Here is a 25,511-nt window from a genome sequence, read left to right on the forward strand (position 1 = left end):
CGGGCCACCCTCCGCGCACGGCCGACGGGGTCAGCCGGCTTCCGGCGGGGAGATCGTGAAACGCGACGTGGCCAGCACGGGGAGCCTCCCGCGGGCGTCCTCAAGACCGGCGGTGTCGATGTCGACCACCAGCAGTTCCGGGGAGGCCCCGCCCTCGGCGAGCACCTCCCCCAAGGGGCTGACCACGACGCTGTGGCCAACCCCCGTCGGGGAGCCGGGCCTGACCTCCACACCGACGGTGGCGGGGTCGGCCTGGCCGGGGGCGACGATGAAGCAGGTGGTGTCCAGGGCGCGGGCGACGCAGAGCGCCCGCCACTGCTCGGCCTTGCCGGGGCCGTTCGCCCAGGACGCCGGCACGAGCACGACCTCGGCGCCGGCGTGGGCCAGGTGCTTGAACAGCTCGGGGAAGCGCACGTCGTAGCAGGTGGCCAGACCGAAGCGGACGCCGCCGAGGGTGACGAGGGTCGGGGCGTCCCCCGGCTCGACGTGGCGGGACTCGACGAAGCCCCACGCGTCGAACGGGTGGATCTTGTCGTAGGTCGCGACCAGCTCCCCGGTCGCGTCAACGACGACGAGGGTGTTGCGGGCGCGGCGACGGTCGGGTTCGTCGGGGCGGGGGCCGCCGGGGGTGAACATGCCGGCCACGATCGCGATGCCGAGCCCGTGCGCCAACTGACGGACGCCGTGCACCCACGGCCCGTCCAGCGGCTCGGCCACGTCGGCGGAGCGGGTCGCGAAACTGGCCATCATCGCCTCGGGGAAGACCACGAGCTCGGCGCCGACGTCCAGCGCCCGGGTGGCGTGGGCGCGCACGAGGCCGAGGTTCGCGGTGGGGTCGGTGCCCGCGACGACCTGGGCCAGGGCGATGCGCATGCCCCCATTCGACGGTGTCGACGGGTGCCGCGTCAATGCCGACACCCGATTGGGCGGACGCTGCGGCATCGGTTAGCATGTCCGACGGAGGATTCGCCTAGAGGCCTATGGCGCTCGGTTGGAAACCGGGTTGGGTTCACGCCCTCACGAGTTCGAATCTCGTATCCTCCGCCACATCGATTCCCGCTCTGACTAGGGCGGGAATCTTCTTTTCGGGATCTATGGTGCTCTGCTTCACGATTCGTGCCCCCGAGCGTGCCCCGAGTTTTCGTGACCTGTTCTCGCCCGAGCACTTGAGCGCCCCGGACGCGGCCGTCGTGGATCCGCGTGACGTGGGGTCGCGCCAGCTCGCAGACGCAGGCATGAAGCGCCGCGCACCATGAGGTGCGCGGCGCCGGTGAGGACGATCAGTGGTTTACCAGGGGCGCTGATTGCGCGCACGGGCCCGTCGTTGAGTGAGGTCATCGCCCGTGGGGATGGGTCGGAACAGCCGGTCGAGATCCTCGACGCGGACTCGGATGAGCCTCACGCCGAACCGTGACGCCCGGAGCTTCCCTGAGGCGATGCGGCGCCGCAGGGTGTCGACACTCACGCCGTGCACCGCGGCCGCCTGCTGCAATGACAGCCATTCGGGCACGTGTTGACCCCAGTTGGTCGAGTCTGCACAAGCTGACCGTCGGGGACGGGTACGAGTACCTGACCCGGCAGGTGGCTGCGATGGACTCCATCGAGAAGGGCCACACCGGGCTGGCGTCCTACTACGCGCAGAAGGGCGAGACCCCCGACGTGTGGGTCGGCTCCGGGATGGCCGGCATCGAGGGCCTGGACGCCGGTGACCCGCTGACCGCCGAGCAGATGCGGCTCCTGTTTGGCTCCGGCCACCATTCCCTCGCCAGTCAGCGCGGCGAGGCGCTGTCGGGGCCCAGCCCGGCGGTCGTCTTCGCGGTCGCCCTCAAGGGCGGCGCGGAATCGTCGCATCGGGCCGGTACGTTGAGCCTATGACGCGGGATCTGAAGCGGGTATTGGTCACTGACCTGGACAACACCTTGTGGGACTGGTTCTCCGCGTGGAACGCGTCCTTCTCGGCGATGCTGGAGGCGCTCGAAGAGGATTCTGGGGTGCCGCGCAGCGTCCTCGAGAGCGAAATCCGAATCCTCCATCAGAAGTACGCCACAACCGAGTACTCGAACCTGCTAAGCGAAGTGCCATCCCTACTTGATGCTGCCGGCGGGGTGGAACCGTGGAGAGCGTTCCCCCGCGCCGTTGAAGCCCTTCGCCGAGAGCGACGTGAACGGACTCGGCCCTACCAGGGCGTCCTCGAGTCGCTCAGCGCGCTGAAGTCCGCGGGGATCAGCGTCATCGCCTACACCGAGTCCTTGGCCTACTGGACCATGTGGCGGATTAAGCGCACCGGCCTAGACGGCATCATCGACGTCCTCTACTCGGCGCCCGACCACGATCTTCCGAAGGGTAAGAGCTTCGAGAGGATGCGCAGTCAACCAGAGGAGGCGTACGCACTCGAACGGACAGAACACCAACACGTACCCAGAGGCATTCTGAAACCCAACGCTCAGGTGCTGCTCACCATCCTCGACTCCGCCGGCTTCAAGCCGCAGGAAGCCGTCTACATCGGGGACAGCCTCATGAAGGACGTCGCGATGGCGCAAGAGGCGCACGTCACTGATGTCCACGCCCTCTACGGCGAAGTGCAACAGCACCCGGGCTACGACCTGCTGAGGCGCGTTACCCACTGGACCGACGAGGACGTCGAGCGGGAACGAAGATACGTTGGCGTCGCGCGACCGATCACGGCGACCCACACCTGCCGAAGCGAGTTCGCCGAGGTCCTGCCCATTCTCGGGCTGGCCTAGGCTCACCTCATGGCCGACAAGAAGCGTCTGCGTCCCGGACGGCGCTGCCGACCCACCCCCGACCCCGTGTGCCTGAGCCCCAACGAGGCGCTGGGGCACTACGTCTCGCTGTGGAAGACGTCAGTGGAGGTTCAGCAGCACTTCAACGACATCGAGTGGCGCATCCGAGGGCTCGCCCTCACGGTCGCCACCTTCGCACTTGGGGCCGCAGGAGTTGCAGCCAAGGACGGTTCGACCCTCGGCCCGATCAGCCTCGGCAGCGCCGTCCTGGTGCTCGGATTGATCCTCTGGTACGCCTTCTATTTCGTAGATCGCCTGTGGTACCACCCCCTGCTGAAGGCAGCCGTCTCGGAAGGTGAGGAGTTCGAGAAGGCCATCGCGCAGTACCTCCCCGAGGCACACATGACCGCAGGCATCACCCAGCGGAGCCCGCAGAGAGTCGGGCGACTTATCGCGTTCCTGGCTGGCCGCACCGGCACCGAGCGGGTCGCCGGGGCCGCGGTGATGCACTCCGACCACAAGCTCCGGTGGTTCTATCGCGTCGGCGCGTTCACCTTCATCATCGGAGCCGTCGCACTGCAGGTTGGCGCCCTGCTGGCAGATCACACCGAAGTACTCGCGCCGACACGTAGCACAGTGTCCACCACGGTGGCTCCCACGACGACAGCAGCCCCCTCCCCGCACGCAACCCCTTGATGCCGGAAAGCGTCGCGGCCCACGACCGGGCAGACGTTGCACGGGGTGTCCCTATGTTCTGTGTCAAGCGGCCGGCGCTGATCCGACGGGTGGCCTCTGGTAGTGGCTTCGTGCCTTGAGCATGGCGTGGAGTACGTCGCAGCGGCGGCGCGCGAGGCAGATGAGTGCAGCGTTGTGCTTCTTGCCCTGGGCCCGCTTGCGGTCGTAGTAGGCGCGGCTGACGGGGTCGGCTCGTAGGGCGGCGAACGCGGAAAGGAACAGTGCCCGCTTGAGGTGCTTGTTGCCGCTGCGGGCGGGGAACTCTCCGCGGATCGAGGTGCCCGAGCGGCGAGTCACCGGCGCGAGTCCGGCGTAGGCAGCGAGGTGGCCGGCGGTGCGGAACGCGCTGCCGTCGCCGACGTCGAGGAGGATGCGGGCTGCGGTCCTGACCCCGACGCCGGGCCTGGAGGTCAGGACCTCGGCAAGAGGGTGTGCATCGAGGACCTGTTCGACCTGGGTGGCGATCTCGGCCCGCTGATCCAGCACGGCGGCCAGGCTGGCCGCGAGTTTGGGCAGGACAGTGTCGGCCGCAGCGGTCCCGGGAACGGTCACTGTTTGTTCACCAAGGGCCTTCACGATGGCGTCGACGGGCTCGGTTGCCGCCGCGGGTTGGCCTTGGTCGCGGTCCGCAGCAGCCGGGTCTTCCCGGCGGTGGCCATGCCTTGGGGGCCGCCGTGGGTCTTGATCAGGGCGAGGACCTGTTTGGTGGCCAATCTTGGTCCGAGTACGCGTTCCAGGGCAGGGTGAACTTGGGTGAGCAGCCCGCGGATTCGGTTCGACAGGCGGGTCGCTTCACCGGCGAGGTCGTCGTCGAACCCGACCAGTACCTTCAGCTCGGCCAGCGTCTCCTCGCCGGCGTCGACTCTGCGCAGGGTGTGTGGCAGCGTTCGGGCGGCGTCGGCGATCACATAGGCGTCGCGGGCGCCGGTCTTCCCGGTGCCCGGGTGGAGGTCGGCGATCCGGCGCATCGCGAGGCCGGGCAGGTAAGCGACCTCGATGCCCATCGATCGGGCGACCGCGATCGGCAACGCGCCGATCGTGCAGTCCGGGGGTTGCGACGTGCACTACGTCGAGCTGGTCCTGTGTCTTTGAGGTCCCGCCAGGGCCCGGAAAAGGGACAGCGCCATGACCACTCGGACCTACGAGTCGTTGCCCACGGCAGCCGCCAGGATCGGGGTCAGCGTGAAGACCATCCGCCGCCGGATCGCAGAGGGCGTATTCCCGTCGTACGCTCCGGCCGCAGCCTCAACCTGGATCCGAAGGCCGTCGAGCCCTGCTCCGTCGCTACCCACAGCGCACGGCGTCATAGTTCAAGTTAAAGGCACTTCGTTCCGTCCCGACGCGCTTCCCAAGCAGGGCCTGGCACCCGAAGGTCAACACCTCGCTCTTATGCCCAGTTGCTCAAGTTGCCTCACACTTGCGAGCTCACCCAGCGCTCCTGGCAAGAGGGTGCATGCACCAACCTGAGACCTACGAATGACCGGCCCTCTGTCGAGCACGTTCATCGCCTTCCCGCCTTACGATGTCAATTGAGGGCCAGGTGCCACGTGCCAGATTCGGGCGCATCAGCTGACGCGACGGGCGAGGACTGGGCAGGTGGGAGGGTAGGACACGCCCGGGACACCCGGCCAGTGAGCTGCATTGCAGTAGGATTGGCGTCATTTCCCCAGGCGACGACGAACCGGAGGACGTCAGTGGACCTGTTAGACCAAGTACTTTCATCAGGAAGCTACAGGGGCCTTCAAACCACGCTTGCTCTTCAGTCGACACCGGTGGTCGCCGTCGTCGGGGCCGGGCTCAGCCAATCAGCCGGGATTCCTGGTTGGGCTGACTTGCGCACGCAACTTGCTACTGCTCTTCTCGACCGGGCGACTCTGGCGGGTGAAGACGATGCGGTCCGCATCCGGCGCACGGTGGACCGGCTCGTGACACAACCGGACCCCTGGTTAGCGTTCGAGGGCTTTAGGGAAGAGCTCGGCGTCGCGGACTACAGGGCAACACTGCGCGACGCTCTAGGAGCCTGCTGAACAAGGCGTCTATCTGACGGCGGGTTGGACGTGGGTGGCGGGTGGGACGCCGCCGCGGCTGTCGAGCCGCGAGTGTGAGTCAGCGCAGTTGAGTGCGACAGCGGGGTCGTCGCGCTTGTCTGAGGGTCGTGGTGGACCCGTGTGGTTGGTGTTCAAGCTCGTTCCGGGGCTGGTCAGGCGATCGCCCAGCCGGTGTTGCCGAAGCTGAGGCCGAGGTTCAGGAGGCGGCGGAGGTTGATCGCCGCGACTCGTTGGTGGAGCCAGTTGTCGTTCTTCGTGACGCCTCGGTAGGGCACTTTGCGGTTGCCTCGGGCCAGCCACGCGATCGTGCGTTCGACCATGGGCCGGTACCGGCGGTAGGTGGCTTGGAAGCCCTCGCCGGCGGCCCGTTGGCGGTGTGCGCGTTGCAGCAGGTCGTGGGGGTGCAGCTGGATGGTGCGGCCTTTCGCGGCGGTCGTGCATCGCTGCCTGAACGGGCAGGCCCGGCAGGCGATGCCGAACACCGCCTTGCGGGTCTTGGTGATGGTCTTCGTTACTCCTGCTGGGCAGGTCAGGGTGCCGGCGGCAGGGTCGTGGGTGAAGTCGTCGATGGTGAACCCGTCCTCGACGGCCGGCCGGATCGGCCAGGGTTTGACCAGCGGCACCCACCTCTTGGCCTCAAGGACGGCGAGCATGTCGCCGGTGGCGTAGGCCGAATCGCCCAGCACCTCGACCGGGCTGTCGATGGTCGGATCAGCCACCACCAGCCTGGCACCGACGGTGGCGTCGCTGTTGTCCGGCCCGGCGGCCTTGGTCAACTCGACCATGGTCGCGAGGCCGGTGTCGGGCTCGATCACCACGTGGGCCTTGAACCCGTCCTGGCGGCGCTCCACGGTCTTGTGCGCATGCCGCGCATCAGGGTCGACCGTTGAGATGACCCGGTCCGGGGCGACCCGGCGGGCGATCCGCCACCGGCCATCCGTGCCGACGGAACCCTCGGCTGGTTCAACATCCTGACCGGCCACCAAGGCGAGCAACGCGACCGCCTCGGCCGGCTTGCCGCCAGCAGCCGTGATCGCTTCGGCGTCCAGGCCGGCGAGCAGGGCGAGCGCGTCGTTGACCAGCGCCGTGACCAGTTCGTCGCGGGCCTGGCGGTCGTCCCACGCGATCCGCGGCTTGCCGGTGCTGTCGTACCCCTGGCCGGTCAGCGCGGCCAGCCGGGTGCAGCGCTGCTCGATTACCTGCTGGGCGCCGGGCACCTCCCGGCCCACCCGGCGCACCTGCGCGATCAGCTGGGTGACCGTGTCCTGCCTTGCCACCGCGTCATCCAGGATCGTCGAGTCCAGGGCACGCCGCGTCCGGCCCTTCACCGCACCCGTGGCGTCAATCACGTCCCGGACCACCTCGAAGATCCGCTGCGGCCGCTCCGACGCTGCCAGCCGAGCCCGCCACACCATCAACGACGACGCATCAAACGCCTTCTTGTCGACCGGGTAGCCACACGCCGCTTTCCACCGCAGGTCGAACGTGAGCGCTTCGACGGCTTCCCGATCGGACAAACCGTTCAACGCCTGCAGCACGATCACCGAGGCGATCACCTCGCCCGGGATCGATGGCCGGCCCCGCCCCGACGGGAACAGGTCGGCGAACAACGCGTCCGGGAACAGGCGGTGCCGGTGCTCGGCCAAGAACCGGAACACGCTGCCAGCCGGCAACAAATGCCCCGCCAGCGACTCCACGTCCAACACATCCCGCTGCGGACTCGACTCACCCTGCACAACCCAACAATTCCAGCCAGCTGCCGGTCAGTCCCGTGGGCACGCGGACAGATTGTTCAGCAGGCTCCTAGCGGCCAGCGACACGGCTCAACCCCCGGAGGCATATCAACTCCTTTGGAGGCTCCCCATACGCGGAATCCTCTCGCTCAATCTTGACTCGTTCGTCAAACGATCTCACTCACTCGTTCATCCTGGCGATGAACTCAAGAGCTTCTTAGGTAGGGATGCTGCCCGACTGTCCCGCTTTGTTCACTCACCACATCACTTCTTATACCAGCTGCACGGCACGAATGATGACTACTCCTCATGGGTTTTTACCAAGACCGACCTGGATAGCTTGTACGAGATATCTGGGTACGCAGAGTTCTTGGAGTTGGTTTTTAACACTTGCACGGTTCTGTACCTTGGAATCTCTGCACACGATCTAGCGATCGGGTCCCCTCTACTGCGCCTGCGAGACCGGGGTAATGATGGGCCGACCCACTACTGGGTGACCGATCGGGACGACGCCGACTCTCGGAAATGGGCCGCCTCGTGTGGTGTGAGACTAGTAAACTACCCATCGGGTCGACACAGCTATGTCCTCGAACTCCTCGATAGACTAGGCGCTGCTGTAGCGCCAGAGATCGAGGCTGAGCCGGTACTTATCGCGAGCCCGAATCCGCCCACCGAGTTGCCTCAAATTGGCACCCTGCTTTCGCTCCCCCTCGACGAACTCCGCCTCATCCTGAACGCGCACGCCTGCCACCTCCTGGCACAGGAAGGCGGAATCGAACTGTTCGAAGAATTCCTCGACGAGTATGAGGAGGCTATCGATCGAGCTTGGTTTATGCCGAGGAAGGTTGAAGGGACGACGCTGTTCGGCTACACGCTCCAGGACAGTAACCTTGCTGGCGCGTTTGGCCGCGTGTTCCCGGCAATTGGTCCCGACGGGAACCTGTGTGCGCTCAAGCTTCTCCGTCGAGAAATTCGAACCAATCTGCCGCTTCTGCGCTCGTACCGGCGAGGCGTCCGTGCCATGCAGGTTCTGGCGGAGAGGGGGGTCCGCGGCATGGTTGCATACCAGCAAGCGAGCGAAATTCCGGCGTTCGTCACGATGGAGTGGATTGACGGTCCGAATCTCGCGGTTGCCAAGTCTGCGCGCCTCCTACAAGATTGGGACGGGATCCTTTGGATCACAGTTGAGTTGTGTTCGATCATCCGTCGCGCTCACGCGCTTCCGGAACGGGTCCTCCATCGAGACCTGAGGCCAGCTAACGTCATGCTGCGTAATGGCTGGAGTTCCCGTGCAGACTGGGAACTGCTTGTGCTCGACTTCGATCTGTCTACCTACAAGGGTGCGGAGGAAAAATCTGTCCTGGCGGAACGGAGCGTTCTCGGTTATCTGGCTCCTGAGCAGGTAGACCCGCGATCGCGTTTTTCCTCTCGTAGCAGCTTGGTGGACTCATTTGGGATAGGTATGACCCTCTATTTCCTCTGCGGCGGCGAAGAGCCGAAGGCGAATTTTGAGCAGAGCGCTCAGTTCGAGAGGAGCGTCCGGTCCGCAACGCGAAGCGTCGACGAACCGTTCTGGCGATCAGTTCCGCGCCGAATCGAACGCTTGATCCTGTCCGCAACTCGCGAACAGCAAAGCCAGCGGCCGGACGTCTCGCAGCTCCTCCACGAGGTCCAGCGTTTGAAGTCGTGCATCGACGACCCGGATGGAGTGATGGAAGCAGATCTCCTCTGCGAGGAACTGTGCGCACGAAGTGAGGTGTTGCATGACAAGTATGAATGGCAGGAGGAGCTAGATTGCGCGACCCGCGAGACCGCGCAGGGGATGTCAATCAAGCTATCCGGACCCCTCGAAGGCGATGATCTAAATCTCGCGATTAGCTGGACGGCAAGGGGCACTGAAGTGTATGGCGCCTTACGCTCTATTCCGGACCGCGTTGATCGTGCTGCCTCGATCCTACGAAAGGCTGGTTGGCAGGCTTCAGCTGCGGGCCGCCCTCAGGGGACGCTGCGCCTAGAAGCTCACATCGCTATCGACAGCGTCGCCGCGAAGCTTGATGATCTAGGCAAGAGCTTGGACCAGGCGGTTAGTGTGATGACGCTTCATTGAGTGTTGCTCGCGCAGCAGTCCCCCCCCATATCGCCCTTCGCATCATTGTATTGCTTGGAGTGCCTCCTGGTGACGGGTGGTGGTCGCTACGGTGGTCGTGGGAGAAGGCTCCGGGTCTCGCCGCTATCCGGCTGAGCGTGATGGCTCGTGAAACCTGACTTAGGCCACTTTCGGGGAATTTGACCTGAGTTGGGTCACCGTTCGGCCTGACCTGACTTGCACACCTCAGGTCAACTTTGTGGATTCGCTGGCTCATCGCGCCTTATCAAAGCGATTTGGCCGCCCCCTTCGGGCCTGACTTGCACACCTCAGGTCAACTTTGTGGATTCGCTGGCTCATCGCGCCTTATCAAAGCGATTTGGCCGCCCCCTTCGGGGCACTAATGCGAGGCTGGAGTTGGCCGCTGAACGCCGTCAGAGCCGGGCAGATGATGACCGCTTCGAAGCCGTGGCCCTCATCAACCTGAGCCGTGACGACCGTTCACGACGCCTTGGAGCGCCGGGTGTCGGCCACCACACGCTGCCAGCAGCCCCCAGGGCGGACTTCAGAGACACGTTGAGACCCTGACGAGGGCCCTGCTGGAGTCGCACCTGGCAAGTTCCGGCCTCTTGGGCCTCAACGACACCGAGGCCAACCTGCGCATGAAGCCCGCTGACGTGGCCTGGCCCCTGCGTGAGCGGAACTCGCTGGAGATATCGACCCGCGTGGAGGGCACTAAACATGTGCAAGTCGGGTTCGGCGATTCTTGCATCGGTAGGGGCCGTGACTTGCGGTGATGCCGTGGCTTGGTGCTTCGTTTAGGCACTAAGCGGGACTCTAGGATCGGGGCATGGCGTGGATTCGGCGGGTGCGGACGGCCTCGGGGGCGACCGCGGTGCAGATCGCTGAGTCGGTGGGTGGTCGACGTCGCATCGTGCGGCACGTGGGGTCGGCGCACGATGAAGCCGAGCTTGGGCTGCTGATGGCCCAGGCCAGCAAGCTGCTCCAGGACGATGCCCAGGGGCAGTTGGATCTGGGGCTGTCGCTGCCAGTTCCTTGGGCCGCGATGGTGCCGGCCCCGGCCGAGACGCTGTTCGGGGAGCAGGTCAAGGGCCCGGCGCGGCGCCCGGTGGTGGCCGCGCCTCGCGTGCTGCGAACGTCCTCGGCGTTGCTGTATGAGGCGTTGGCCGGGGTGTACACCGACCTGGGTTTCGACATCCTGGATGGACGATGAGGTGTTCCGCGACCTGGTCATCGCGCGGGTGGTGGAGCCGACCAGCCTGCTGGACGTGGACCGGGTGCTGGCAGACCTGGGTCGGACCGCGGCCAGCCTGTCGACGCGCAAGCGCACGTTGGGCCGATGCCAGGACGGGGCCTACCGCGACCAGGTCGCCAAACTGTGCTTCGAGCAGGCCCGGGCCAGCGGGGATGTGTCGTTGTGCCTGTACGACGTGACCACGCTGCACTTCGAAGCCGCTGAGGAAGATGCCCTGCGCAAGGTCGGCTACTCCAAGGAACGCCGGGTCGACCCGCAGATCATCGTCGGTCTGCTGGTCGACCGGCACGGTTTCCCGTTGGAGATCGGGTGCTGGGAGGGCAACAAGGCCGAGACGCACACGATCGTGCCGATCATCGAGGCCTTCGCCGCCCGGCACGAGATCGAGGACTTGGTCGTGGTCGCTGACGCCGGGATGCTGTCGGCTGCCAATTTGAAGGCCCTGGATCAGGCCGGGCACACCTTCATTCTCGGGTCCAAGACCACCAAGGCCCCGATCGACCTGGCCTCCCACTTCCGCTGGCACGGGGACGTGTTCACCGACGGCCAGGTCATCGACACCCTGACCCCCAAGGTCGGCAAGAACACCGACAACGACACCGCCAAGCGTCGCGAGCCGGTCTGGGACCCCGAGCAGCACCGCAACTCGTGGCGGGCGGTGTGGTCCTACGCGGCCAAGCGGTTCGCCCGGGACAACAAGACCCTCACCGCCCAGGAGAACCGGGCCCGGGCAGCGATCGAGGGGGACAATCCAGCCCGGACGCCCAGGTTCGTCAAGACACAGACCGACGGACTGGTCCTGGACGAAGCCGCGCTGGCCCGAGCCCGGCGGTTGGCAGGACTCAAAGGCCTGGTCACCAACATCCCGGCCACGGTGCTGCCCGCTGCCGAGGTGATCAGCTCCTATGCCGACCTGTGGCACGTGGAGCACTCCTTCAGGATGTCCAAGAGTGACCTGAGGGCCCGCCCACTGTTCGCCAGACGACGCGACTCCATCGAGGCGCACCTGACCATCGTGTTCACCGCCCTAGCCATCGGCCGCACCGTCCAGGACCGGACCGGCCTGTCGCTACGTCGAGTCCTGCGCCTACTCCGTCCGCTGCGTTCAGCGACGATCCAGGCCAACGGCGCTATCCAGACCCTGCCACCAGCCCTCGGCGACGACGAGCAGACCGTCCTTGACGACCTCAAACAAGCCAGCTCAAGGCACTAAGCCGCTTGACCCAACTCAGGTCGGATTACCGCTCAGGCGGAACCGAACGACGTCAGGTGACCAGCAGCAGCACGGGTTCCGGCGATGACAAGCAACGACCCTATTCTCACCGCAGCCCTTACCCTCGTCGGTGCGCTGATCGGCGTGGCCATCAGGTGGCGGCTCTCCACGCTCGCCTACCGTCAAGGCGATGAAGCGGACCAACCCCCTCCCGGGCCTCGATGGTGGATCCCCCTCGCGGTCGCGGCGCCCAGCGGACTCCTTGCCTGGAGTCTTGGCGTTGACCGGTGGCCGCTGCTGCTGCCCACGCTCCCCATTGCTTGGTTCGGGCCGTGGTTGTCGGCGATCGACCTCGACGTTCGCCGACTCCCGAACCGGCTGCTCGCCGCCCACGCCGCTTTCATCGTTGCGGGGGTGGGCGCCGCCTCCGTCATCACCAACGACTCCGCGATCGCGATCCAAGCCGCCCTGAGCGGTGTGGTCGCCTTCGTCGTGTTCTGGGTTCTCGACCGCGCCCGCCCCGGCGGCTTCGGCTGGGGCGACGGCAAGTACGTCCCGATCCTTGGAGCCGCGACCGCCGCCGTCAGCCCCACCGTCGAGTGGTGGGCGTTCCTGATCGCCTGCGTGGCAGCCGTCGTGGCCGCACCATTCCGACGCCAGCGAACCTCCTTCGCATTCGGACCGTGGCTGGTCGGCGGTGCTCTGCTGGCCCTCGCTTTGCTCGGCTGAGCCGCACACGACCTCACTTGGCGCGAGATGCCCTGGCAGGATGGGCCGCATGCCCGAGGAGATGGTCCCGTTCGCCGCTCTCGCGACCGCGGACCTGGTGCTTGACCGGGTCTACGCCGGCGGCACGCGCGGCCACGCGGGCGATGATGCCATCGGAAGGCTGTTGCCGGTCGGCAACCAGGGAGGCTTCAGGTTCAACGGCAGTGTGGCCAGTCGGACCGTCAAACTCGTGGTGCTCTACACCTCCGGCGCCGAGGTCGACTGGCCCGACCACATCGATCCGACGACGGGCGACTTCACCTACTACGGCGACAACCGCAAGCCCGGCAAGGACCTTCACGACACGCCCCGAAGCGGCAACGAACTCCTCCGGCAGATGTTCGCGGCATCACGAGCCGACGCGATCGAACGCCAGGAGGTACCGCCGGTCTTCCTGTTCGAGCGCGTCAGCGGACGCGACGTCAGGTTCCGGGGGCTGCTGGCGCCGGGTTCACCTCGCCTGACCAGCGATGAGGAACTGGTCGCCATCTGGCGCACCACCCGCCAGTTGAGGTTCCAGAACTACCGCTCGCACTTCACGGTCCTGAAGACACCCCGGATCTCCCGCGCGTGGATCGACGAGATCCTCGCGGGCGATCCCCTCGGACCTGCCTGTCCCCCGGAGTGGCGGGTCTGGGTCAAGGGCAGGATCTACCGGGCCCTGGAAGCGCCGCGGAACGTGTCCGTCCGCAGCAAGGAGGAGCAGCTTCCGAAGCCGGATGACCTGTGGATCGTGCGGGCCGTGCACCAACACTTCGCCGCGGACCCCGTGCAATTCGAGAACTTCGCGGCCGCGATGTGGGTGCAGTCCGACCCGCACGTGGCCTCGATCGAGGTCACCCGACCCAGTCGGGACGGTGGACGCGACGCCGTCGGCGAGTACCGCCTGGGTCCGGACCTGGATCCGATCCGGCTTCAGTTCGCGCTCGAAGCCAAGTGTTACGCCCCGGACGGCGGAGGCGTGGGGGTCCGCATGGTGAGCCGGCTGATCTCCCGCATCAAGCACCGCGAGTTCGGCGTCTTCGTGACCACCGCCTTCATCGCCCAGCAGGCCTATCAGGAGGTGCGCGAGGACAAGCACCCGGTGGTCTTCCTGACCGGACGGGACATCGCAGCCCTCCTCAAACGCATGGGCATGACCGACCCCCAGGCACTGAACACCTACCTCGCGCTTACGTTCCCGGTGAGCACGAGCACCCGCGCGCGCGCCGATCTGGTGACCCCCGACGCCGACATCGTGCTCGGCTCCCCGGAGGAACTGCCACTGGAGGGACCACAGTCACCGGCTATCAGCCCGCTCCCGGGTCGGACCCCTGCGAGGTTCCGGCGAGCCTAGAAGACCTCACCCGTGTCGGGATCGATCAGGCCGCCGCCGTCCAGGAGGGTGAGTTGCCCGCGGGCGGGCTTGAGGTCCTCGTCGTAGGTGAGTGCGAGGAGGTCCGACTCGAACGCTCGGAGCCGCTGGGCGGAGGCCGCTTCGCTCGTGTGCCGGGTGTAGCGGCTCCGGGCGGGCCAGGGTTGGTGGTCGTCGTCGCAGGACTGCTTGAGGCGTTGCCGCATCCGGTCGACGAAGCCGGGCAGGACGTAGCGGTGCCAGTTCTCCAGGACGTCGGAGTTCGGCGCCTGACCGGCCTTGCGGCGCTGATCCGCGACCACCGCCAGTTCGTGGACCAGGTGCGGGTGCAGCGGCCAGCACTCGGGGATGCACCCGCCTCCGGAGGCCTCCCACACGTACTCGGAGTTGATCCATTCGGCCACCTCGTCCAGCCACAGCCACAGCTCCCACCGCAAGCCGCGTTCCAAGCAGGTCGCTGGATCCCACGGACGCGGCAGGTTGGCCGGATTGCCCAGCTTCTTCTTGCGCTCCTCGCTACCGTTCTGGGCCTCCCACAGGTTCTGGTAGGCCTTCTGGACCCGGCTGCCCGGCGCCGGGAATCCCAGCGCCAGAGGCCCGGCCAAGCTCGTCGGGTCACCAGCCATGACGCTGCGCTTCCACCAGCGCTGCGGCGGTGCGGGTCTCGACATCCACGACACCCTGACGGTTCGCGGCGAGCTGCTCCCGGAGCGCGCGCTGTTGCGCGAGAAGCCGTTGGCCGTCGCGTCCTTCGATGCACCGGTGCAGCCGGGCGATGATCGGACGGGCGTTCTCCGCGATCACGAGCGCCTGCTTGTCGGGCAGTTGCCGGAGTTCCTCCGGGCGCAGGATCGGACGCCAACGGCGAGCAGCACTCCACCACCCGCGCCGGTGCCCCGGATGCGGTGGCCAGCGCGAGCGCCACCGCGGACGCACCCACTCCGCCGGCACAGCCCACGACGGCGACCACCCGCTCACCTGGCGCCGGCGTCCAGACGGTCGCAGCTCCGGGGGCCGCGGGCATAGACCGGGGCCCGTGGGCGAACTCGCCCCCCTCGATCGCGCGCCACGCCTCTCGAAGCTCTGCCACACTGTGCGCGGTCACGACGGGTCACCGCCCCGAGGCCTCCGATCCAGCAGCCCGGACAAGAGCATGGCCGGGGGCACCTTGGCCAGTTCACGTCTCGCCTTCTGCACATCCCGGAGCCTGCGCAGACAGCCGTCCAGGTCGTCCAGGGTCTCCGGCTCCATGGCCGCGATCTTCAACAGGGCGGCCACTTCGGCCGGAGTGCTGGTCATCGGCATCACCTCCGCCATCCCTAACGGGCCGCGCCCGTCACCGGTGGACAGTCAGCCGACGGCGCTCAGGTACTCGCCGGCGGCTTCGCTGAGGGCCGCCACGCAGCGAGCAGTGCGACGACGCACGGTGCGGGCGCACACGCCCCACTCCTCCGCCACGACGGCGCTGAGCTGTCGGCTCGACAGGCCGGCAACTCCGCCCTCGCGGGCATGGCCCTCGGCCTGAACGGTCTTCGCGGCTTCGATGAGACTGACCAGCGGCTCGCGATCCTCGTGGGTGATGACGTCCTCGGCGCAAGCCCAGGCGAGCAACTCGGCCAACTCGGCTGCCGGGTCCTCGTCTTCGACGAGCCGATCGTCAGCCGGGTCGACGGGGCCCAGCGAGACGGTCGAGAGCCGGTGGGGCATGTGGTGCGTGGGAGCCCCGCAGTCCAGTAGCACCCCTTCACGCAGCTGACCGGCGACCTTCGCCGCCACCCAGTGCGGACGCCGCCACGGCAGCCCGCGGACCTCCACCCACAACTGCGCGGCCAGCACCTCGTCCACCCGATCGTCGGCCAGCCCCAATCGGCGGCGGACGCGCAGGGCGGTCGGGAGGAGGAGCCACGCCAGTACCAGCGCTGCGTCGCGGTCGTCGGCGCCGTCGAAGGCGGCCAGCCGGGCCAGGCCGAGCAGGACGTCGTTGGCGACCGCAGGATCGGCGGCTCGCCTCCAGGCGTCCAGCCGACACGGGTCGTTGACGAACCCCAACCGGGGCTCGAAGGCGACCCATTCTGCCCAGTGTTCCTTGACGACGGACGCCATCCGCTCGTCCTGCAAACCCAACATCTCGGTGATGTTCATGGCCGTGGTCCTTCCGCGTCGGTATGCAGGAAGATCACCAATCGGACGTTGTTCCTTTCGTAGTCCACAGGGCTTCGCGGCATCGAACCGCGACCCACGACGCGGCCAACACCAACCAAAGCGCCTAGTCGACCCCGTGTTGCCCCGCGTAGCCCCTGACACGCCCGGCCTGAGGCTGGAGATGCGCTAGCGCGTGAGAAGTGGGCCTGGCCCTTTACGGAAGCAACCACGCGGCCACACCGGCCACGTGCGGAAAGGTTCAGCGATAATCAGCGGGTGAAGAACGTGATCGGGCCCGGCGGCGTGCGGTATCCGGTCACGCCAGACATCGAGCGGTTCCTGCGCTCGATGGACCGTGATGCGCTGCAGTCGCTGGTACTCGAGATGGCGGGGTACAGCCCCGAAGCCATGCGATCGCTGCAGCTGCGCGCCACACCCGAGGGCGAACCGACCGCCTCCGAACTCCTGACGGCCGTCGACGCAGCGCTGGCCGGAGTCGACCTCGACTACCACGACCCCTTCTACGAAGACGTCGACGACGGCGTCCAAGGGATCGAGGAGGCCGTCGACGAACTGGAGCGGCACCTCGACGGCGGCGCCCACCCCGTGGTGGTACGAGTGCTCCAGCACCTACTCACCCGGCTCGGCGACCTGGCCCGGGACGCCGACAACGCGGACGCCCTGTTCGAGGTGGCCGAACGAGCGTCGGCACTGTTCGGCCGCGCGGCCGAAGGGCACCCCGACCCGGTCACCCTCGCCCGCTGGGTGGTCGACTTCCGGGTCGAGTACGGCGGCTGGCCATCGCTCGCGCTGGACGCCGTGGCCCACGCGTTCGACGAGCCCGCCTGGGACGCCTACCGCACTAGTGTCGCGACCTTCGGCGGCGGTGGACCGGCAGCCGACCCCTACCGCAGCGAGATCGACCACATGCTGCTGGAACTGGCCGACCACGACGGCGACGTTGACCGGGCCGTCGCCCTGCTGTCCGGAGGGGACCACCCGTACTACCGGGAGATCCTCCAGCGGCTGCGTGACGCCGGACGGCCGGCTGACGTCCTCGCGTGGCTGGACCGAGCAGTCACCCAAGGCTGCGTGGATGTCGCCTGGCGGGCGGGACCCGCCATCGTGCCCGTCGAGGACGCCGTCGACGCCTACCTGGAGGGTGGGCGTCCGGAGGCCGCCCTCGCGATCGCGCGGACGTTGTTCGACCGCGACCTCACCGTGGACGCCTTCCGGTTGCTGAGCCAGGTGGCGGAACGGTGCGGGCGCCAGGACGAACAACGCACCTGGGCATTCGAGCAGGCCACCCAGCGGGCGCGCCGAAGCGGCGGCGCCCACCTCGTCCGGCTCCACCTCGCCGACGGGAACTCCACCCACGCGTGGGAGGCCGCGGACACCTTCGGCGCCGGCCACGCGTGGCGCGAACTCGTCGACGCCTCCGAAGACGCCTTCCCACTCCGGGCAGCCCGCCTATGCCTGGCTCAGGTGCTGGAGTCCCTCACCACACCGGACTCCAAGCGGTACCCGGCCATCGTCGATCTCCTCGTCAAGGCACGCGCCCTCTACGACACGGCAGGCCACCGAGCCGAGGCGGACGCTGAGATCATCCGCTTGCGCGAGGTCTATCGCCGCCGTCCCGCCCTGATGTCGGCCATGAACCGGGCCGGACTTTCCTAGGCACCACCCCGAAGGACGATGTGCGCGAGCAGGATCAGCCGCCAAGCCGCCTCTGGAGTACAGGGCGACTTGACCGTGCCTGTAAAGGGGCGGTGTTTGTGCGACTGGCCCGGTGAACTCTCTCTCCCGGGCTTACGGGGGGCTGACATTCGACGTTCTGCCCGAGGTGGTGGCGACGATTCCGCCTTAGGTTAGTCACTGGGACGGTGTCGTCGAGCACCCATGCGAGCGGGTCGGCGTAGAAGCTACCCCCGGAGAGTTCGTCGATGCCGATCTGCGCGCCCGTGGGAGGCAGTGGCGGGTTCGCGATGAACGGCCACCGCGCAGCGGCCTGGTCGCTGGTCATCCGGTACTGGACGACCGGCGTGCGAGCTGGGTTCCACCCGCGACCGGGACGCCGCCGGCCGTGGCGCGGCGACGCGCGGAACAGGTACGGCTCCTTGCCGGGACGTTCGGGTTCGGGTTTGGTGGGTAGGTCGTGGCCAAAATCGGCGAGCAATTGGGCGGTGGATCGCCCTCGGGGCGGCGTCCTCATTCGTCGGCCTTCCTGGTGAGCCCGAGGCCCAGGGGCAGGGTGGCGGCGGCGAAGCCGGCGTCCTGGGCGAGGTCGAGGCGCAGGGGTGCGAAGCCGGCGCGCCGGATGGACGCGTCGAGGCGGCGGCCGCAGGTGGTCGACGCGCTCCTGCGCCTGGCCGACGCCGACGTCGCGACCAAGAAGGGCATCTCGGGGACGATGCTCAAGACTGCCTACTCCGGCGCCAAGAAGGCCAGTGCGGGCAGCGTGCGCAAGGGCATCGACCGGTTGCTACCGGGGATCGCCCGGGCCCTGGACCCGCACTTCGAGGCCAAAGGTGACCTCGCCTTCGGCACCTTGGCTAGGGTTGATGTATGCACTTTCCCTTCGGTGGCATCTCGACTGAATCGCTTGAGGCTGCGGGCTACACGGTCACGCTCCGAGACCGCCCCGAGGGCACAGCCGGTTATGAAGACGTCCAGTCCCGCTGGCCGATCCTGAAGTTGCCCCACGTCCGTGGCGACCTGCCCGCGACTGTGAAGCATCCCGACGACGCGCTGGACGTCGTCAGCGTGGACTGGAGGGGTGTGGCCATCGGCAACGCGGGCGAGACTCTGCTGGTCCTCGTCGAGGGCGTCACCGGGACCATCGACGCCAGTGCAGCTGACCTCTCCAGGATCGTCCCCGGCAGCGTCGCGGCTCTCCGTACTGACCAGGGGGACCGCGATCCGGATGGCTTCCGGGTGCGCTTCGTCGCCCCATCCATGGAGGCTTATGCCCGCTGCCACGTCCGCGCCCAGATGCTCACGCTGCAGTGGTGGACCTATGCCATCGATGGCGACGTGACGCCCCAGATCGAGATCGAGTCGGCCGTGCGAGCATTCGAGAGTGAGGTGGCGCAGATCGCCGGAGAGACCGACTTCTGGCCCGATCTCGTCGCAGACCTGGAAGACATCGGTCCGACGACGATGGTGATCTGGGACATGGTCGTTGGGCGAGCGGCGCTTCCCGAACGTTGAGAGCACCTGTCCTCAGGCGTCAACCCGCACGGGAGTGCTCAGCGCACGAACCCCTCGAGCGTCGCGCCCAAGCCCGGCAAGGACGCCAACAAGACACGGCTGCACCGCGGCGCCCGCGACGGCCGCTACGAGCGTATCGCCCGCGGCATCTATCGAACCGCCGACGCCGAACCGGCAGACCTCGACATGATCGAGGCGGCCACCCGCCGGCCCGATGCGACGATCTGCCTCATCTCGGCGCTCGCCCACCACGAACTCACCGACGAGATCCCAAGCAGCCTCGACATAGCCATCCCCCGAGGGTCATGGATTCCGGCCACCGAGGGCGCGATCACCTGGCACCTGTTCGACAAGGCCACCTTCGACCTCGGCCGTGACGAGATCGACATCCCCGGCACCGATGCCCTCCAGATCGGCCTGTACAGCCCGGAGCGGTGCATCGCCGACGCCTACCGACTCCGCGGGAAGCTCGGCTACGAGATCGCCACGCAGGCGTTGCGCACCTGGCTGAACCGGGGCGGCATGCCCTCCGACCTGATGAGGATCGCCAACCAGCTCCCCAGGGTCAAGGCCCCCCTCCTTCAAGCGCTCACCGCGCTGACCTGAGCGAGACTGCCCCATGACCCACGCCGCTGCCGCCTCCGCGGGCCACTCCGACCAGGTACCAGGACGGGCCGGCAGGTCTTCAACGAACTGCAGCGTCGCGCCCGCGCGCAAGCCCGGCAGGACGGCGAGTCTGCATCCACCGAGGAGTACCTGACCCGGCACACGCTGGAGTCGTTCCTCCACCGGTTGACGGTCACCGGGCACGCCCGCGGCTTCGTCCTCAAAGGCGGCCTGCTCCTGGGTGCCTACGACGTCCGCCGGCCCACCAAGGACGTCGACAGCAACGCGGTCCGCGCCTGCGTCAGCGACGAGTGGCTCACCCAGGTCGCCCGGGACGTGGCCGGCGCCGACGGGGACGACGGCGTGGCGTTCGACCTGAGCCCCCGAGTCGCCCGCGGGGCAGCCGCCACACCCCGTCCCGCCGTCCGGTGTCGTGGGCGACGCCGATCGGCTCGCCTGACCAGCTCGCTCAAGCTGAGGCCGAGTGACTCCGCACCGTTGTCCGCGGCGTGACGGACTGCCCTCGCAGCCGGGGCCCTGAGCTCAGTGATTCGGATGGCGAGGATGCGCTCGTACGGGGAGTCCACTCATCGCGCTCGATCAGCCGGCGCTCGCGGTCGATCCACCCCCAGGCGTCGCCCTTGGTCTCGAAGGTTTGCGGTGCGGTGAACGGGTGGGGGTTCGCCGTTCGTGATGACATCGTGACAGCCGCCGGGTGGGGACCTGCGCACCGGCTGTTCCCCCTGCGCCAGCAGTTGGGCTAGTTTGACCGTCGACGAACCCCCTGTTTCGAGGACCACCCATGCTCAGCCAGTTCACCTTGCTCGATGGCGACCTCGTCTCCGTCGACGCCCCGGACGTGACCCTCTCACCGCCCGTGGTGATCGGCGTGCTGTACGCCGACAGCACCGAGATCGAGGTCAACGCCGGCACCCAGGAGGCCGCCGACCTCTTCCTCGGGATCACCGGCACGGAGCTCACCAGCCAGCTGACCCTGCGCGGCGGCCGCACGCTGCACGTCGGTCCGCTCGGCGGGGACCGCGCGAACGGGTGGGGCTACGTCGTGGAGATCGGCGACGACCGCGTGTTCGGCCCGACGCCGCCGTCGGTGACCGTCGAGCGCCTCGCCGCCGTGCTGGCCGACACGTCGCCCGCCCGCAACGGCCGGGGCGTCGTCCTGCAGCCGAACGGGTCGGCCACGTGGTCCCCGTTCCGCACCCAGGGCGCCTCCCAGATGGGCACGCGCCCCGACGGCACCAAGCTCATGCTGGACATCCGCCGCGCCGTGCCCGGGCAGAAGCGCAGCAGCAAGGGGCTGCAGGTCCGCGGCGGCTCGCTCACCAAGCAGAATCAGCACGGCCGCGACTACGTCATCCTGGAGAACCCGGACTTCGTGATCTACGGCCTGCCCATCCCCGAGATCGAGCTCAACGACCTGGCCGGCACCGTCGCCGAGGTGCTGGTCGAACGCCGATGACCCCCGCCCTGCTCGCCGCCTGCGCCCTGGTGCTGCTCGCCTCGGCGGGTGCCCACCTGCGGCGTCCCCGCGCGCTGGCGTCCGGCATGGCGGCCCACGGTGTCCTGCCCGCCGGGGTGCGGACGCCGCTGGCCTGGCTCGTGATGACGACCGAGGCCGTCCTCGGCGTGGTCGGCCTGGTGGCCGCGCTCGTCGGGCCGCGCTGGCTGGCGGCGCTGGCCGGCGCGGCGATGGCCGTGCTGTTCGGGCTGATGGCCGCCTACGTGCACGTCGCCCACCGGCGGAGCGCGGGCGCGGTCCCGTGCGCCTGTGGCATCGGCGAGGCCCCGCTGGGCCCGTGGGTGACCCTGCGCGCCGCGCTGCTGGCCGGCCTCGCTGCCGTCGCCGGGGGTGTCGCGGCGTTCAGTTCCGGCGCTTGGGGCTTCGCCGGACGCCCCTGGGACGAGTTGGTCGTCCTCGCCTGCGCCGCCGTGACGCTCGCCGTGTCCACCGCCCTGCTGCCGGTCGCCCGCACCACCCCGACCGGCCTCACGCTCGTGACCCGGGGAGGCGTCCGATGAGCTTCACCACCGCCGCGTTGATCGTGTCCTGGCTCGCGATCGTCCTGCTCGCCTTCGGCTACGCCGGCCTGCTCGCCCAGGTGGGCGAGCTCCGCCGCGCCGTCGGCGACGGCTCGGGGCAGGCCTCCCAACGGCCGGGCGGCCCCGTGGCCGGCCTCGCGCTGCCGGCGTCCGGCGCCCTCGGCCGGATCCGCCCGGCGGGCGGCGGCGTGATCGCCTTCGTCTCCCCCGGTTGCCCCGCGTGCTCGGACGTGCTCGCCGACCTGGCGTCCGGCCCGTCCGTCGGTTCGGTCACGGTCGTCTCCACCGGGGACTGCGCCGAGGTGCCGGACGCCCTGGGCGCGACCTGCCTGGCCGACTCCGGCGACCTCCTGCGCAAGCTGCAGGTGCCCGCCACCCCGTACCTCCTCGCGGTGGACGCCGCGGGGACCATCATCGATTCCCTCCTTCCGATCGATCCCCACGAACTCGAGCACTGGCTGAACCACCACGCCGTGCAGAAGGGTGCACTGCCATGACCGTGCGTTTCGACGACCTGCCCGAGGCTGACGACAAGCACCTGCGGGCGCGCCTGCAGAACTCGCCGAGCCGGCGCGGGCTGTTCCGCGCCGCGGCCCTCGGCGGCGTCGGCGTCGCCTTCGGGGCGTTCGCCCTCGTCAACCGGAGCGCCGACCAGGCCGAGGCCGCCTACTGGCAGGACTACCTGAGCACCTCGACCGGCCCGTGCGAGACCTACGCCAAGGACCACACCGAGCAGGGTTTGAAGTGCGGCCCCTCGGCGATGTGCACCGACCTGTCGTGCTGCTGGCGCTACAAGAGCACCCCCAGCAACGTCCGCGGTTGGCACAAGCAGACCCCGCGCAGCACCGGCACGTACTACCTGTTCCGTCCGGACGCCTGCTGGGGCGGCACGTACGACAGCTGGCGCTGGAGGTTCAGCGACGGCAAGACCTACCGCTGCTCCGACGGCTGGACGTGCAACAACGGCTCCTGCGTCCGCACGATCTGTCCTTGGGCCGTCACCTGATGTCCTCGCCCACCTCGACCCCCACCTGGCGCGGAGCGACGCTGCGCCAGTGGGCGGCCGACCCCCTGTGGTTGCTGTGGGCCGTCGGCGCCCTCGCGCTGGTCGCCGTGGGGCTCGGGTTCGCGGTGGGCTCGCCGACCTGGCTGCCGGTCCTGCTGCTGGCTCTTGCCGCCGCGTCCGCCGGGTTGGCGCTGTCCGGCTCCACTTGAGGCCTGAACAGCGCGTGGGCGCTGTTGGCTTCGGTTCGAGGCCAATCCTCCCCCCTTCCCCTGTGGGTGGCGTTCGCGGTCGGCACAACCCTCGGTGGTGCCGTCACCGGCCTCGGCCTGGCCGTGGCGTCCGGGCTCGCGTCGGTCCTGCCCCTGCCGGTGCGCGCGATGGCCGCGGTCGCGGTCACCCTGGGACTGCTGCTGCTCGACCTCACCCAGGCCAAGCTGCGCCTCCCTCAGCGCGAGACGCTCATCCCCCAGGAGGTGTTCGCGCAGGGCATGGCCCGCGGCATCGCCTGGTTCGGCTTCGAGTACGGCACAGGCGTGCGCACGCTGATCCCCAGCGCGGCGTCCTACATCACCGCGTGGGCGCTCGTGATGTTCCACCTGCCGTGGTGGCAGACGCTGCTGGTCGCCACCGTGTTCGGGTTCTCGCGGTCGTGGGCGGTCGGCCTGGCGATGGCGCTCAGCAAGGGCGCCTGGTCGGTGTTCCTGGGCCGGCACAGCCGCCTGCTCGAGCGCCTCGGCAGCGTCGTGGCGGCGACCCTCGTCCTCGCCGCGGTCGCGTTCGGCCTCAGATGAGCTGGGAGGTGTCGACCCTGGCGTCCGTCGCGGCGACCAGGTCGTCGACGCCCACGCCCGGGGCGAGCTCGCGCAGCACGTAGTGAGTTCCCGCGCAGTCGAGGACGCCGAGGTTGGTGATGACGCGCTTCCTCGAACCTCCCTGGTGACCCGCCCAGCGTCGCACGCAGACCTTGACATGTCCAAGACTTGATCGCCGGTGATTGATAATCTCATCCGACCCAATCGCCATCGATCGCGGCCCAGCCCTGACCGAGCGGCTCGGGCTGGCGCTACCATCAGGCATGGAGCAGTCGGTGAGGGCGACGCGGCAGGCCGCCCGCCCGCATGTGCTGATCATCGTGCAGAACCTGCCCGTCCCCTTCGACCGTCGCGTCTGGCTCGAGTGCCGGGAGCTGGTGTCGCACGGCTACGAGGTCAGCGTCATCTGCCCCGCGGGCCCCGGTGACCCGGTGCGCCAGGTGATTGATGGCGTGCATCTCTACAAGTACGCACCGCCACCGCAGGCCGAGGGGCTGCCGGGGTACGCGCTCGAGTTCGTCTACTGCTGGCTGCGCACCGCGATCCTGAGTATCGCCGTCCGTGCGCGTCGGCCCTTCACCATCCTGCAGGCCTGCAACCCACCCGACACGTACTGGCTGCTCGCACGGCTGTGGCGACCCGCCGGCGTCCGTTTCATCTTCGACCACCACGACCTCAACCCGGAGCTGTACCTGTCCAGGTTCGGGCAGCCCACCGGCGCGAAGGGGAAGGCGCTGTACCGCGGCCTGCTGTGGCTGGAGCGCATGACCTTCCGTGCGGCGGACCGCGTGATCTCCACCAACGAGTCGTACCGGCGTATCGCCATCGAGCGCGGTGGGCTGGCACCACACCTGGTGACGGTCGTGCGGAGCGGCCCCGACACCCACGCCATGCGCCCCCTGCGCGTCGAGGCGACGGGCGACAAGCCCCACGAGCTGGTCTACCTCGGCATCATGGGCCCACAGGACGGGGTCGACCAGTTGCTCCTCGTGATGGACGAGCTGCGCCGCCGCGGACGCCGTGACGTGCAGGCGACACTTATGGGGTTCGGCGACTGCCTCGAGGACCTGCGCAGGCAGTGCACCGACATGGGGCTCGACCCGTGGGTGACCTTCACCGGACGCGTCGACCGTGACGAGATCGCCACCCGGCTCAGCGCCGCGGACATCGGCCTGGGCCCCGACCTGAAGACGCCGCTGAATGACCTCTCCACGATGAACAAGACCATGGAGTACATGGCCTACGGCCTCCCGTCGGTCGCCTTCGACCTGGTCGAGACGCGCGTGTCAGGCAGCGATGCAGTCCTGTACGTGCCCAGTGGGGACATCATCGCCTTCGCGGACGCCGTCGAGCGGCTCCTCGACGACCCCGACCTGCGGGTCGAGTTGGGGCTGCGCGCGCGCCACCGCGTGGCTTCCGAGCTGGACTGGCGCCCCCAGGCACGGGCCTACATCGGCGTGTACGACGAGCTGGTCGGCGGCTCCGGGACAGGAGGCGCTGACGACACCCCGTTCACCGAGCCACCCGCCGGGGTCGACAAGGCCGGACGTCCCTACGTCGACCTGCGCGACGACGCCGAGGTCCGCCACTTCATCGCGTCACGCGGGCGGGGTGCCCTACGGGGCGAGTGAGAACGGCCAACCCGGAGAAGAGGGAGATTCCCATGGCACCGCTGGGAGCACCACGAGCAGACCGCGCGGAGTACAGGCGGCAGTTCATC

General features: G+C 68.3%; 25 protein-coding genes, 1 tRNA gene and 3 pseudogenes. 20 read left to right on the forward strand and 9 right to left on the reverse strand.

Annotation, left to right across the window (positions count from 1 at the left end; translation table 11 throughout):
• Positions 1–30 precede the first annotated feature (30 nt).
• Entirely contained in the window at positions 31–873 is an 843-nt protein-coding gene (locus tag ET989_RS01250) for a carbon-nitrogen hydrolase family protein (protein WP_131166737.1), read from the reverse strand.
• An 86-nt stretch (positions 874–959) separates the two neighbouring features.
• Between ET989_RS01250 and ET989_RS01255 the strand changes: the two genes are divergently transcribed.
• Positions 960–1,047: transfer RNA gene (locus ET989_RS01255), tRNA-Ser, on the forward strand.
• 241 nt (positions 1,048–1,288) lie between these two features.
• On the opposite strand, the gene ET989_RS15920 is transcribed toward ET989_RS01255, so the two are convergent.
• Positions 1,289–1,510, reverse strand: coding sequence for a helix-turn-helix domain-containing protein (locus tag ET989_RS15920; RefSeq protein ID WP_131166738.1), 222 nt, complete (start codon positions 1,508–1,510; stop codon positions 1,289–1,291).
• Here ET989_RS15920 and ET989_RS01265 point away from each other — a divergent pair.
• Genes ET989_RS01265 through ET989_RS01275 form a run of 3 tightly spaced genes read left to right on the forward strand, consistent with a single transcriptional unit; the run spans position 1,492 to position 3,440 of the window.
• Positions 1,492–1,875 carry a relaxase domain-containing protein gene (locus tag ET989_RS01265; RefSeq protein ID WP_131166739.1) on the forward strand — a complete coding sequence of 128 codons (384 nt, stop codon included), beginning with the start codon at positions 1,492–1,494 and terminating at the stop codon, positions 1,873–1,875. The genes ET989_RS15920 and ET989_RS01265 overlap by 19 nt on opposite strands.
• A complete protein-coding gene (locus ET989_RS01270; RefSeq protein ID WP_131166740.1) occupies positions 1,872–2,744 on the forward strand; it encodes an HAD family hydrolase in 873 nt (290 codons plus the stop codon). Before ET989_RS01265 ends, ET989_RS01270 begins: the two co-directional genes overlap by 4 nt.
• Positions 2,745–2,753: 9 nt before the next feature.
• The gene (locus tag ET989_RS01275; protein WP_180320742.1) at positions 2,754–3,440 is read left to right on the forward strand and encodes a hypothetical protein; all 687 of its coding nucleotides are present in this window, start codon (positions 2,754–2,756) and stop codon (positions 3,438–3,440) included.
• Between the two features lie 63 nt (positions 3,441–3,503).
• Here ET989_RS01275 and ET989_RS01280 read toward each other — a convergent pair.
• Together ET989_RS01280 and ET989_RS01285 are read right to left on the reverse strand one after the other, a co-directional pair.
• Positions 3,504–4,519 (reverse strand): annotated as a pseudogene (locus ET989_RS01280) (IS110 family RNA-guided transposase); the annotation flags it as partial.
• A gap of 1,160 nt (positions 4,520–5,679) precedes the next feature.
• The gene (locus ET989_RS01285; RefSeq protein WP_131166741.1) at positions 5,680–7,263 is read right to left on the reverse strand and encodes an IS1182 family transposase; all 1,584 of its coding nucleotides are present in this window, start codon (positions 7,261–7,263) and stop codon (positions 5,680–5,682) included.
• A 52-nt stretch (positions 7,264–7,315) separates the two neighbouring features.
• On the opposite strand from ET989_RS01285, the gene ET989_RS01290 reads away from it, so the two are divergent.
• From ET989_RS01290 to ET989_RS01305, 4 genes and pseudogenes are all read left to right on the forward strand, one after another.
• A complete protein-coding gene (locus ET989_RS01290) occupies positions 7,316–9,367 on the forward strand; it encodes a protein kinase domain-containing protein (protein WP_165489971.1) in 2,052 nt (683 codons plus the stop codon).
• 829 nt (positions 9,368–10,196) lie between these two features.
• Positions 10,197–11,835, forward strand: a pseudogene (locus tag ET989_RS01295) (IS1634 family transposase).
• Positions 11,836–11,919: 84 nt separating this feature from the next.
• Positions 11,920–12,564 (forward strand): prepilin peptidase, encoded by a 645-nt coding sequence (locus ET989_RS01300; RefSeq protein WP_131166743.1) that lies wholly within the window; start codon positions 11,920–11,922, stop codon positions 12,562–12,564.
• Between the two features lie 49 nt (positions 12,565–12,613).
• Complete coding sequence (locus tag ET989_RS01305; RefSeq protein WP_241656157.1) at positions 12,614–13,939, forward strand: restriction endonuclease; 1,326 nt, start codon at positions 12,614–12,616, stop codon at positions 13,937–13,939.
• On the opposite strand, the gene ET989_RS01310 is transcribed toward ET989_RS01305, so the two are convergent.
• The 4 genes from ET989_RS01310 to ET989_RS01325 form a co-directional block, all read right to left on the reverse strand.
• A complete protein-coding gene (locus ET989_RS01310; protein ID WP_206662166.1) occupies positions 13,936–14,628 on the reverse strand; it encodes a hypothetical protein in 693 nt (230 codons plus the stop codon). The two genes, ET989_RS01305 and ET989_RS01310, sit on opposite strands and share 4 nt — an antisense overlap.
• Positions 14,573–14,761 carry a hypothetical protein gene (locus tag ET989_RS15110; protein ID WP_180320743.1) on the reverse strand — a complete coding sequence of 63 codons (189 nt, stop codon included), beginning with the start codon at positions 14,759–14,761 and terminating at the stop codon, positions 14,573–14,575. The genes ET989_RS01310 and ET989_RS15110 overlap by 56 nt, the downstream gene beginning before the upstream one ends.
• Before the next feature lie 297 nt (positions 14,762–15,058).
• Positions 15,059–15,256 (reverse strand): hypothetical protein, encoded by a 198-nt coding sequence (locus ET989_RS01320; protein ID WP_077348558.1) that lies wholly within the window; start codon positions 15,254–15,256, stop codon positions 15,059–15,061.
• 51 nt (positions 15,257–15,307) lie between these two features.
• Positions 15,308–16,099: a hypothetical protein gene (locus tag ET989_RS01325; RefSeq protein ID WP_131166747.1), complete on the reverse strand. Its 792-nt coding sequence runs from the start codon at positions 16,097–16,099 to the stop codon at positions 15,308–15,310.
• A gap of 276 nt (positions 16,100–16,375) precedes the next feature.
• Between ET989_RS01325 and ET989_RS01330 the strand changes: the two genes are divergently transcribed.
• The 11 genes and pseudogenes from ET989_RS01330 to ET989_RS01375 all read left to right on the forward strand — a co-directional run bounded on the left by ET989_RS01330 (position 16,376) and on the right by ET989_RS01375 (position 23,770).
• On the forward strand, positions 16,376–17,776 hold the full coding sequence (locus ET989_RS01330; RefSeq protein WP_131166748.1) for a tetratricopeptide repeat protein: 1,401 nt from the start codon (positions 16,376–16,378) through the stop codon (positions 17,774–17,776).
• Between the two features lie 688 nt (positions 17,777–18,464).
• A pseudogene (locus ET989_RS15925) lies at positions 18,465–18,566 on the forward strand (DUF6918 family protein); the annotation flags it as partial.
• Positions 18,567–18,664: 98 nt separating this feature from the next.
• On the forward strand, positions 18,665–19,309 hold the full coding sequence (locus ET989_RS01340) for a hypothetical protein (RefSeq protein WP_131166750.1): 645 nt from the start codon (positions 18,665–18,667) through the stop codon (positions 19,307–19,309).
• Positions 19,310–19,495: 186 nt separating this feature from the next.
• Positions 19,496–19,915: a type IV toxin-antitoxin system AbiEi family antitoxin domain-containing protein gene (locus ET989_RS14720; RefSeq protein WP_165489972.1), complete on the forward strand. Its 420-nt coding sequence runs from the start codon at positions 19,496–19,498 to the stop codon at positions 19,913–19,915.
• Between the two features lie 186 nt (positions 19,916–20,101).
• Complete coding sequence (locus tag ET989_RS01345; protein ID WP_131166751.1) at positions 20,102–20,428, forward strand: hypothetical protein; 327 nt, start codon at positions 20,102–20,104, stop codon at positions 20,426–20,428.
• A gap of 289 nt (positions 20,429–20,717) precedes the next feature.
• A complete protein-coding gene (locus ET989_RS01350) occupies positions 20,718–21,392 on the forward strand; it encodes a hypothetical protein (protein ID WP_131166752.1) in 675 nt (224 codons plus the stop codon).
• Positions 21,389–21,952: a MauE/DoxX family redox-associated membrane protein gene (locus tag ET989_RS01355; RefSeq protein ID WP_131166753.1), complete on the forward strand. Its 564-nt coding sequence runs from the start codon at positions 21,389–21,391 to the stop codon at positions 21,950–21,952. The genes ET989_RS01350 and ET989_RS01355 overlap by 4 nt, the downstream gene beginning before the upstream one ends.
• Positions 21,949–22,470: a thioredoxin domain-containing protein gene (locus tag ET989_RS01360; RefSeq protein WP_131166754.1), complete on the forward strand. Its 522-nt coding sequence runs from the start codon at positions 21,949–21,951 to the stop codon at positions 22,468–22,470. The genes ET989_RS01355 and ET989_RS01360 overlap by 4 nt, the downstream gene beginning before the upstream one ends.
• On the forward strand, positions 22,467–22,979 hold the full coding sequence (locus ET989_RS01365) for a hypothetical protein (protein WP_131166755.1): 513 nt from the start codon (positions 22,467–22,469) through the stop codon (positions 22,977–22,979). The genes ET989_RS01360 and ET989_RS01365 overlap by 4 nt, the downstream gene beginning before the upstream one ends.
• Positions 22,964–23,188: a hypothetical protein gene (locus ET989_RS01370; protein ID WP_131166756.1), complete on the forward strand. Its 225-nt coding sequence runs from the start codon at positions 22,964–22,966 to the stop codon at positions 23,186–23,188. The genes ET989_RS01365 and ET989_RS01370 overlap by 16 nt, the downstream gene beginning before the upstream one ends.
• A gap of 66 nt (positions 23,189–23,254) precedes the next feature.
• On the forward strand, positions 23,255–23,770 hold the full coding sequence (locus tag ET989_RS01375; RefSeq protein WP_131166757.1) for a hypothetical protein: 516 nt from the start codon (positions 23,255–23,257) through the stop codon (positions 23,768–23,770).
• Here ET989_RS01375 and ET989_RS01380 read toward each other — a convergent pair.
• On the reverse strand, positions 23,763–23,936 hold the full coding sequence (locus ET989_RS01380) for a hypothetical protein (protein ID WP_180320744.1): 174 nt from the start codon (positions 23,934–23,936) through the stop codon (positions 23,763–23,765). The two genes, ET989_RS01375 and ET989_RS01380, sit on opposite strands and share 8 nt — an antisense overlap.
• Positions 23,937–24,054: 118 nt before the next feature.
• Here ET989_RS01380 and ET989_RS01385 point away from each other — a divergent pair, with 118 nt between their 5' ends.
• Positions 24,055–25,422: a glycosyltransferase family 4 protein gene (locus tag ET989_RS01385; protein WP_131166758.1), complete on the forward strand. Its 1,368-nt coding sequence runs from the start codon at positions 24,055–24,057 to the stop codon at positions 25,420–25,422.
• Positions 25,423–25,511: the final 89 nt, after the last annotated feature.

The organism is Propioniciclava sinopodophylli, assembly GCF_004324755.1.
In the GTDB taxonomy this organism is placed as follows: domain Bacteria; phylum Actinomycetota; class Actinomycetes; order Propionibacteriales; family Propionibacteriaceae; genus Propioniciclava; species Propioniciclava sinopodophylli.

Bases quoted from the DNA above. Each gene is read 5' to 3' on its own strand.
- ET989_RS01250 (WP_131166737.1), bottom strand. From the start codon at position 873: ATGCGCATCGCCCTGGCCCAGGTCGTCGCGGGCACCGACCCCACCGCG.
- ET989_RS01265 (WP_131166739.1), top strand. From the start codon at position 1,492: ATGACAGCCATTCGGGCACGTGTTGACCCCAGTTGGTCGAGTCTGCAC.
- ET989_RS01270 (WP_131166740.1), top strand. From the start codon at position 1,872: ATGACGCGGGATCTGAAGCGGGTATTGGTCACTGACCTGGACAACACC.
- ET989_RS01275 (WP_180320742.1), top strand. From the start codon at position 2,754: ATGGCCGACAAGAAGCGTCTGCGTCCCGGACGGCGCTGCCGACCCACC.
- ET989_RS01300 (WP_131166743.1), top strand. From the start codon at position 11,920: ATGACAAGCAACGACCCTATTCTCACCGCAGCCCTTACCCTCGTCGGT.
- ET989_RS01305 (WP_241656157.1), top strand. From the start codon at position 12,614: ATGCCCGAGGAGATGGTCCCGTTCGCCGCTCTCGCGACCGCGGACCTG.
- ET989_RS01310 (WP_206662166.1), bottom strand. From the start codon at position 14,628: ATGTCGAGACCCGCACCGCCGCAGCGCTGGTGGAAGCGCAGCGTCATG.
- ET989_RS01320 (WP_077348558.1), bottom strand. From the start codon at position 15,256: ATGACCAGCACTCCGGCCGAAGTGGCCGCCCTGTTGAAGATCGCGGCC.
- ET989_RS01325 (WP_131166747.1), bottom strand. From the start codon at position 16,099: ATGAACATCACCGAGATGTTGGGTTTGCAGGACGAGCGGATGGCGTCC.
- ET989_RS01340 (WP_131166750.1), top strand. From the start codon at position 18,665: ATGCACTTTCCCTTCGGTGGCATCTCGACTGAATCGCTTGAGGCTGCG.
- ET989_RS14720 (WP_165489972.1), top strand. From the start codon at position 19,496: ATGATCGAGGCGGCCACCCGCCGGCCCGATGCGACGATCTGCCTCATC.
- ET989_RS01350 (WP_131166752.1), top strand. From the start codon at position 20,718: ATGCTCAGCCAGTTCACCTTGCTCGATGGCGACCTCGTCTCCGTCGAC.
- ET989_RS01355 (WP_131166753.1), top strand. From the start codon at position 21,389: ATGACCCCCGCCCTGCTCGCCGCCTGCGCCCTGGTGCTGCTCGCCTCG.
- ET989_RS01360 (WP_131166754.1), top strand. From the start codon at position 21,949: ATGAGCTTCACCACCGCCGCGTTGATCGTGTCCTGGCTCGCGATCGTC.
- ET989_RS01365 (WP_131166755.1), top strand. From the start codon at position 22,467: ATGACCGTGCGTTTCGACGACCTGCCCGAGGCTGACGACAAGCACCTG.
- ET989_RS01385 (WP_131166758.1), top strand. From the start codon at position 24,055: ATGGAGCAGTCGGTGAGGGCGACGCGGCAGGCCGCCCGCCCGCATGTG.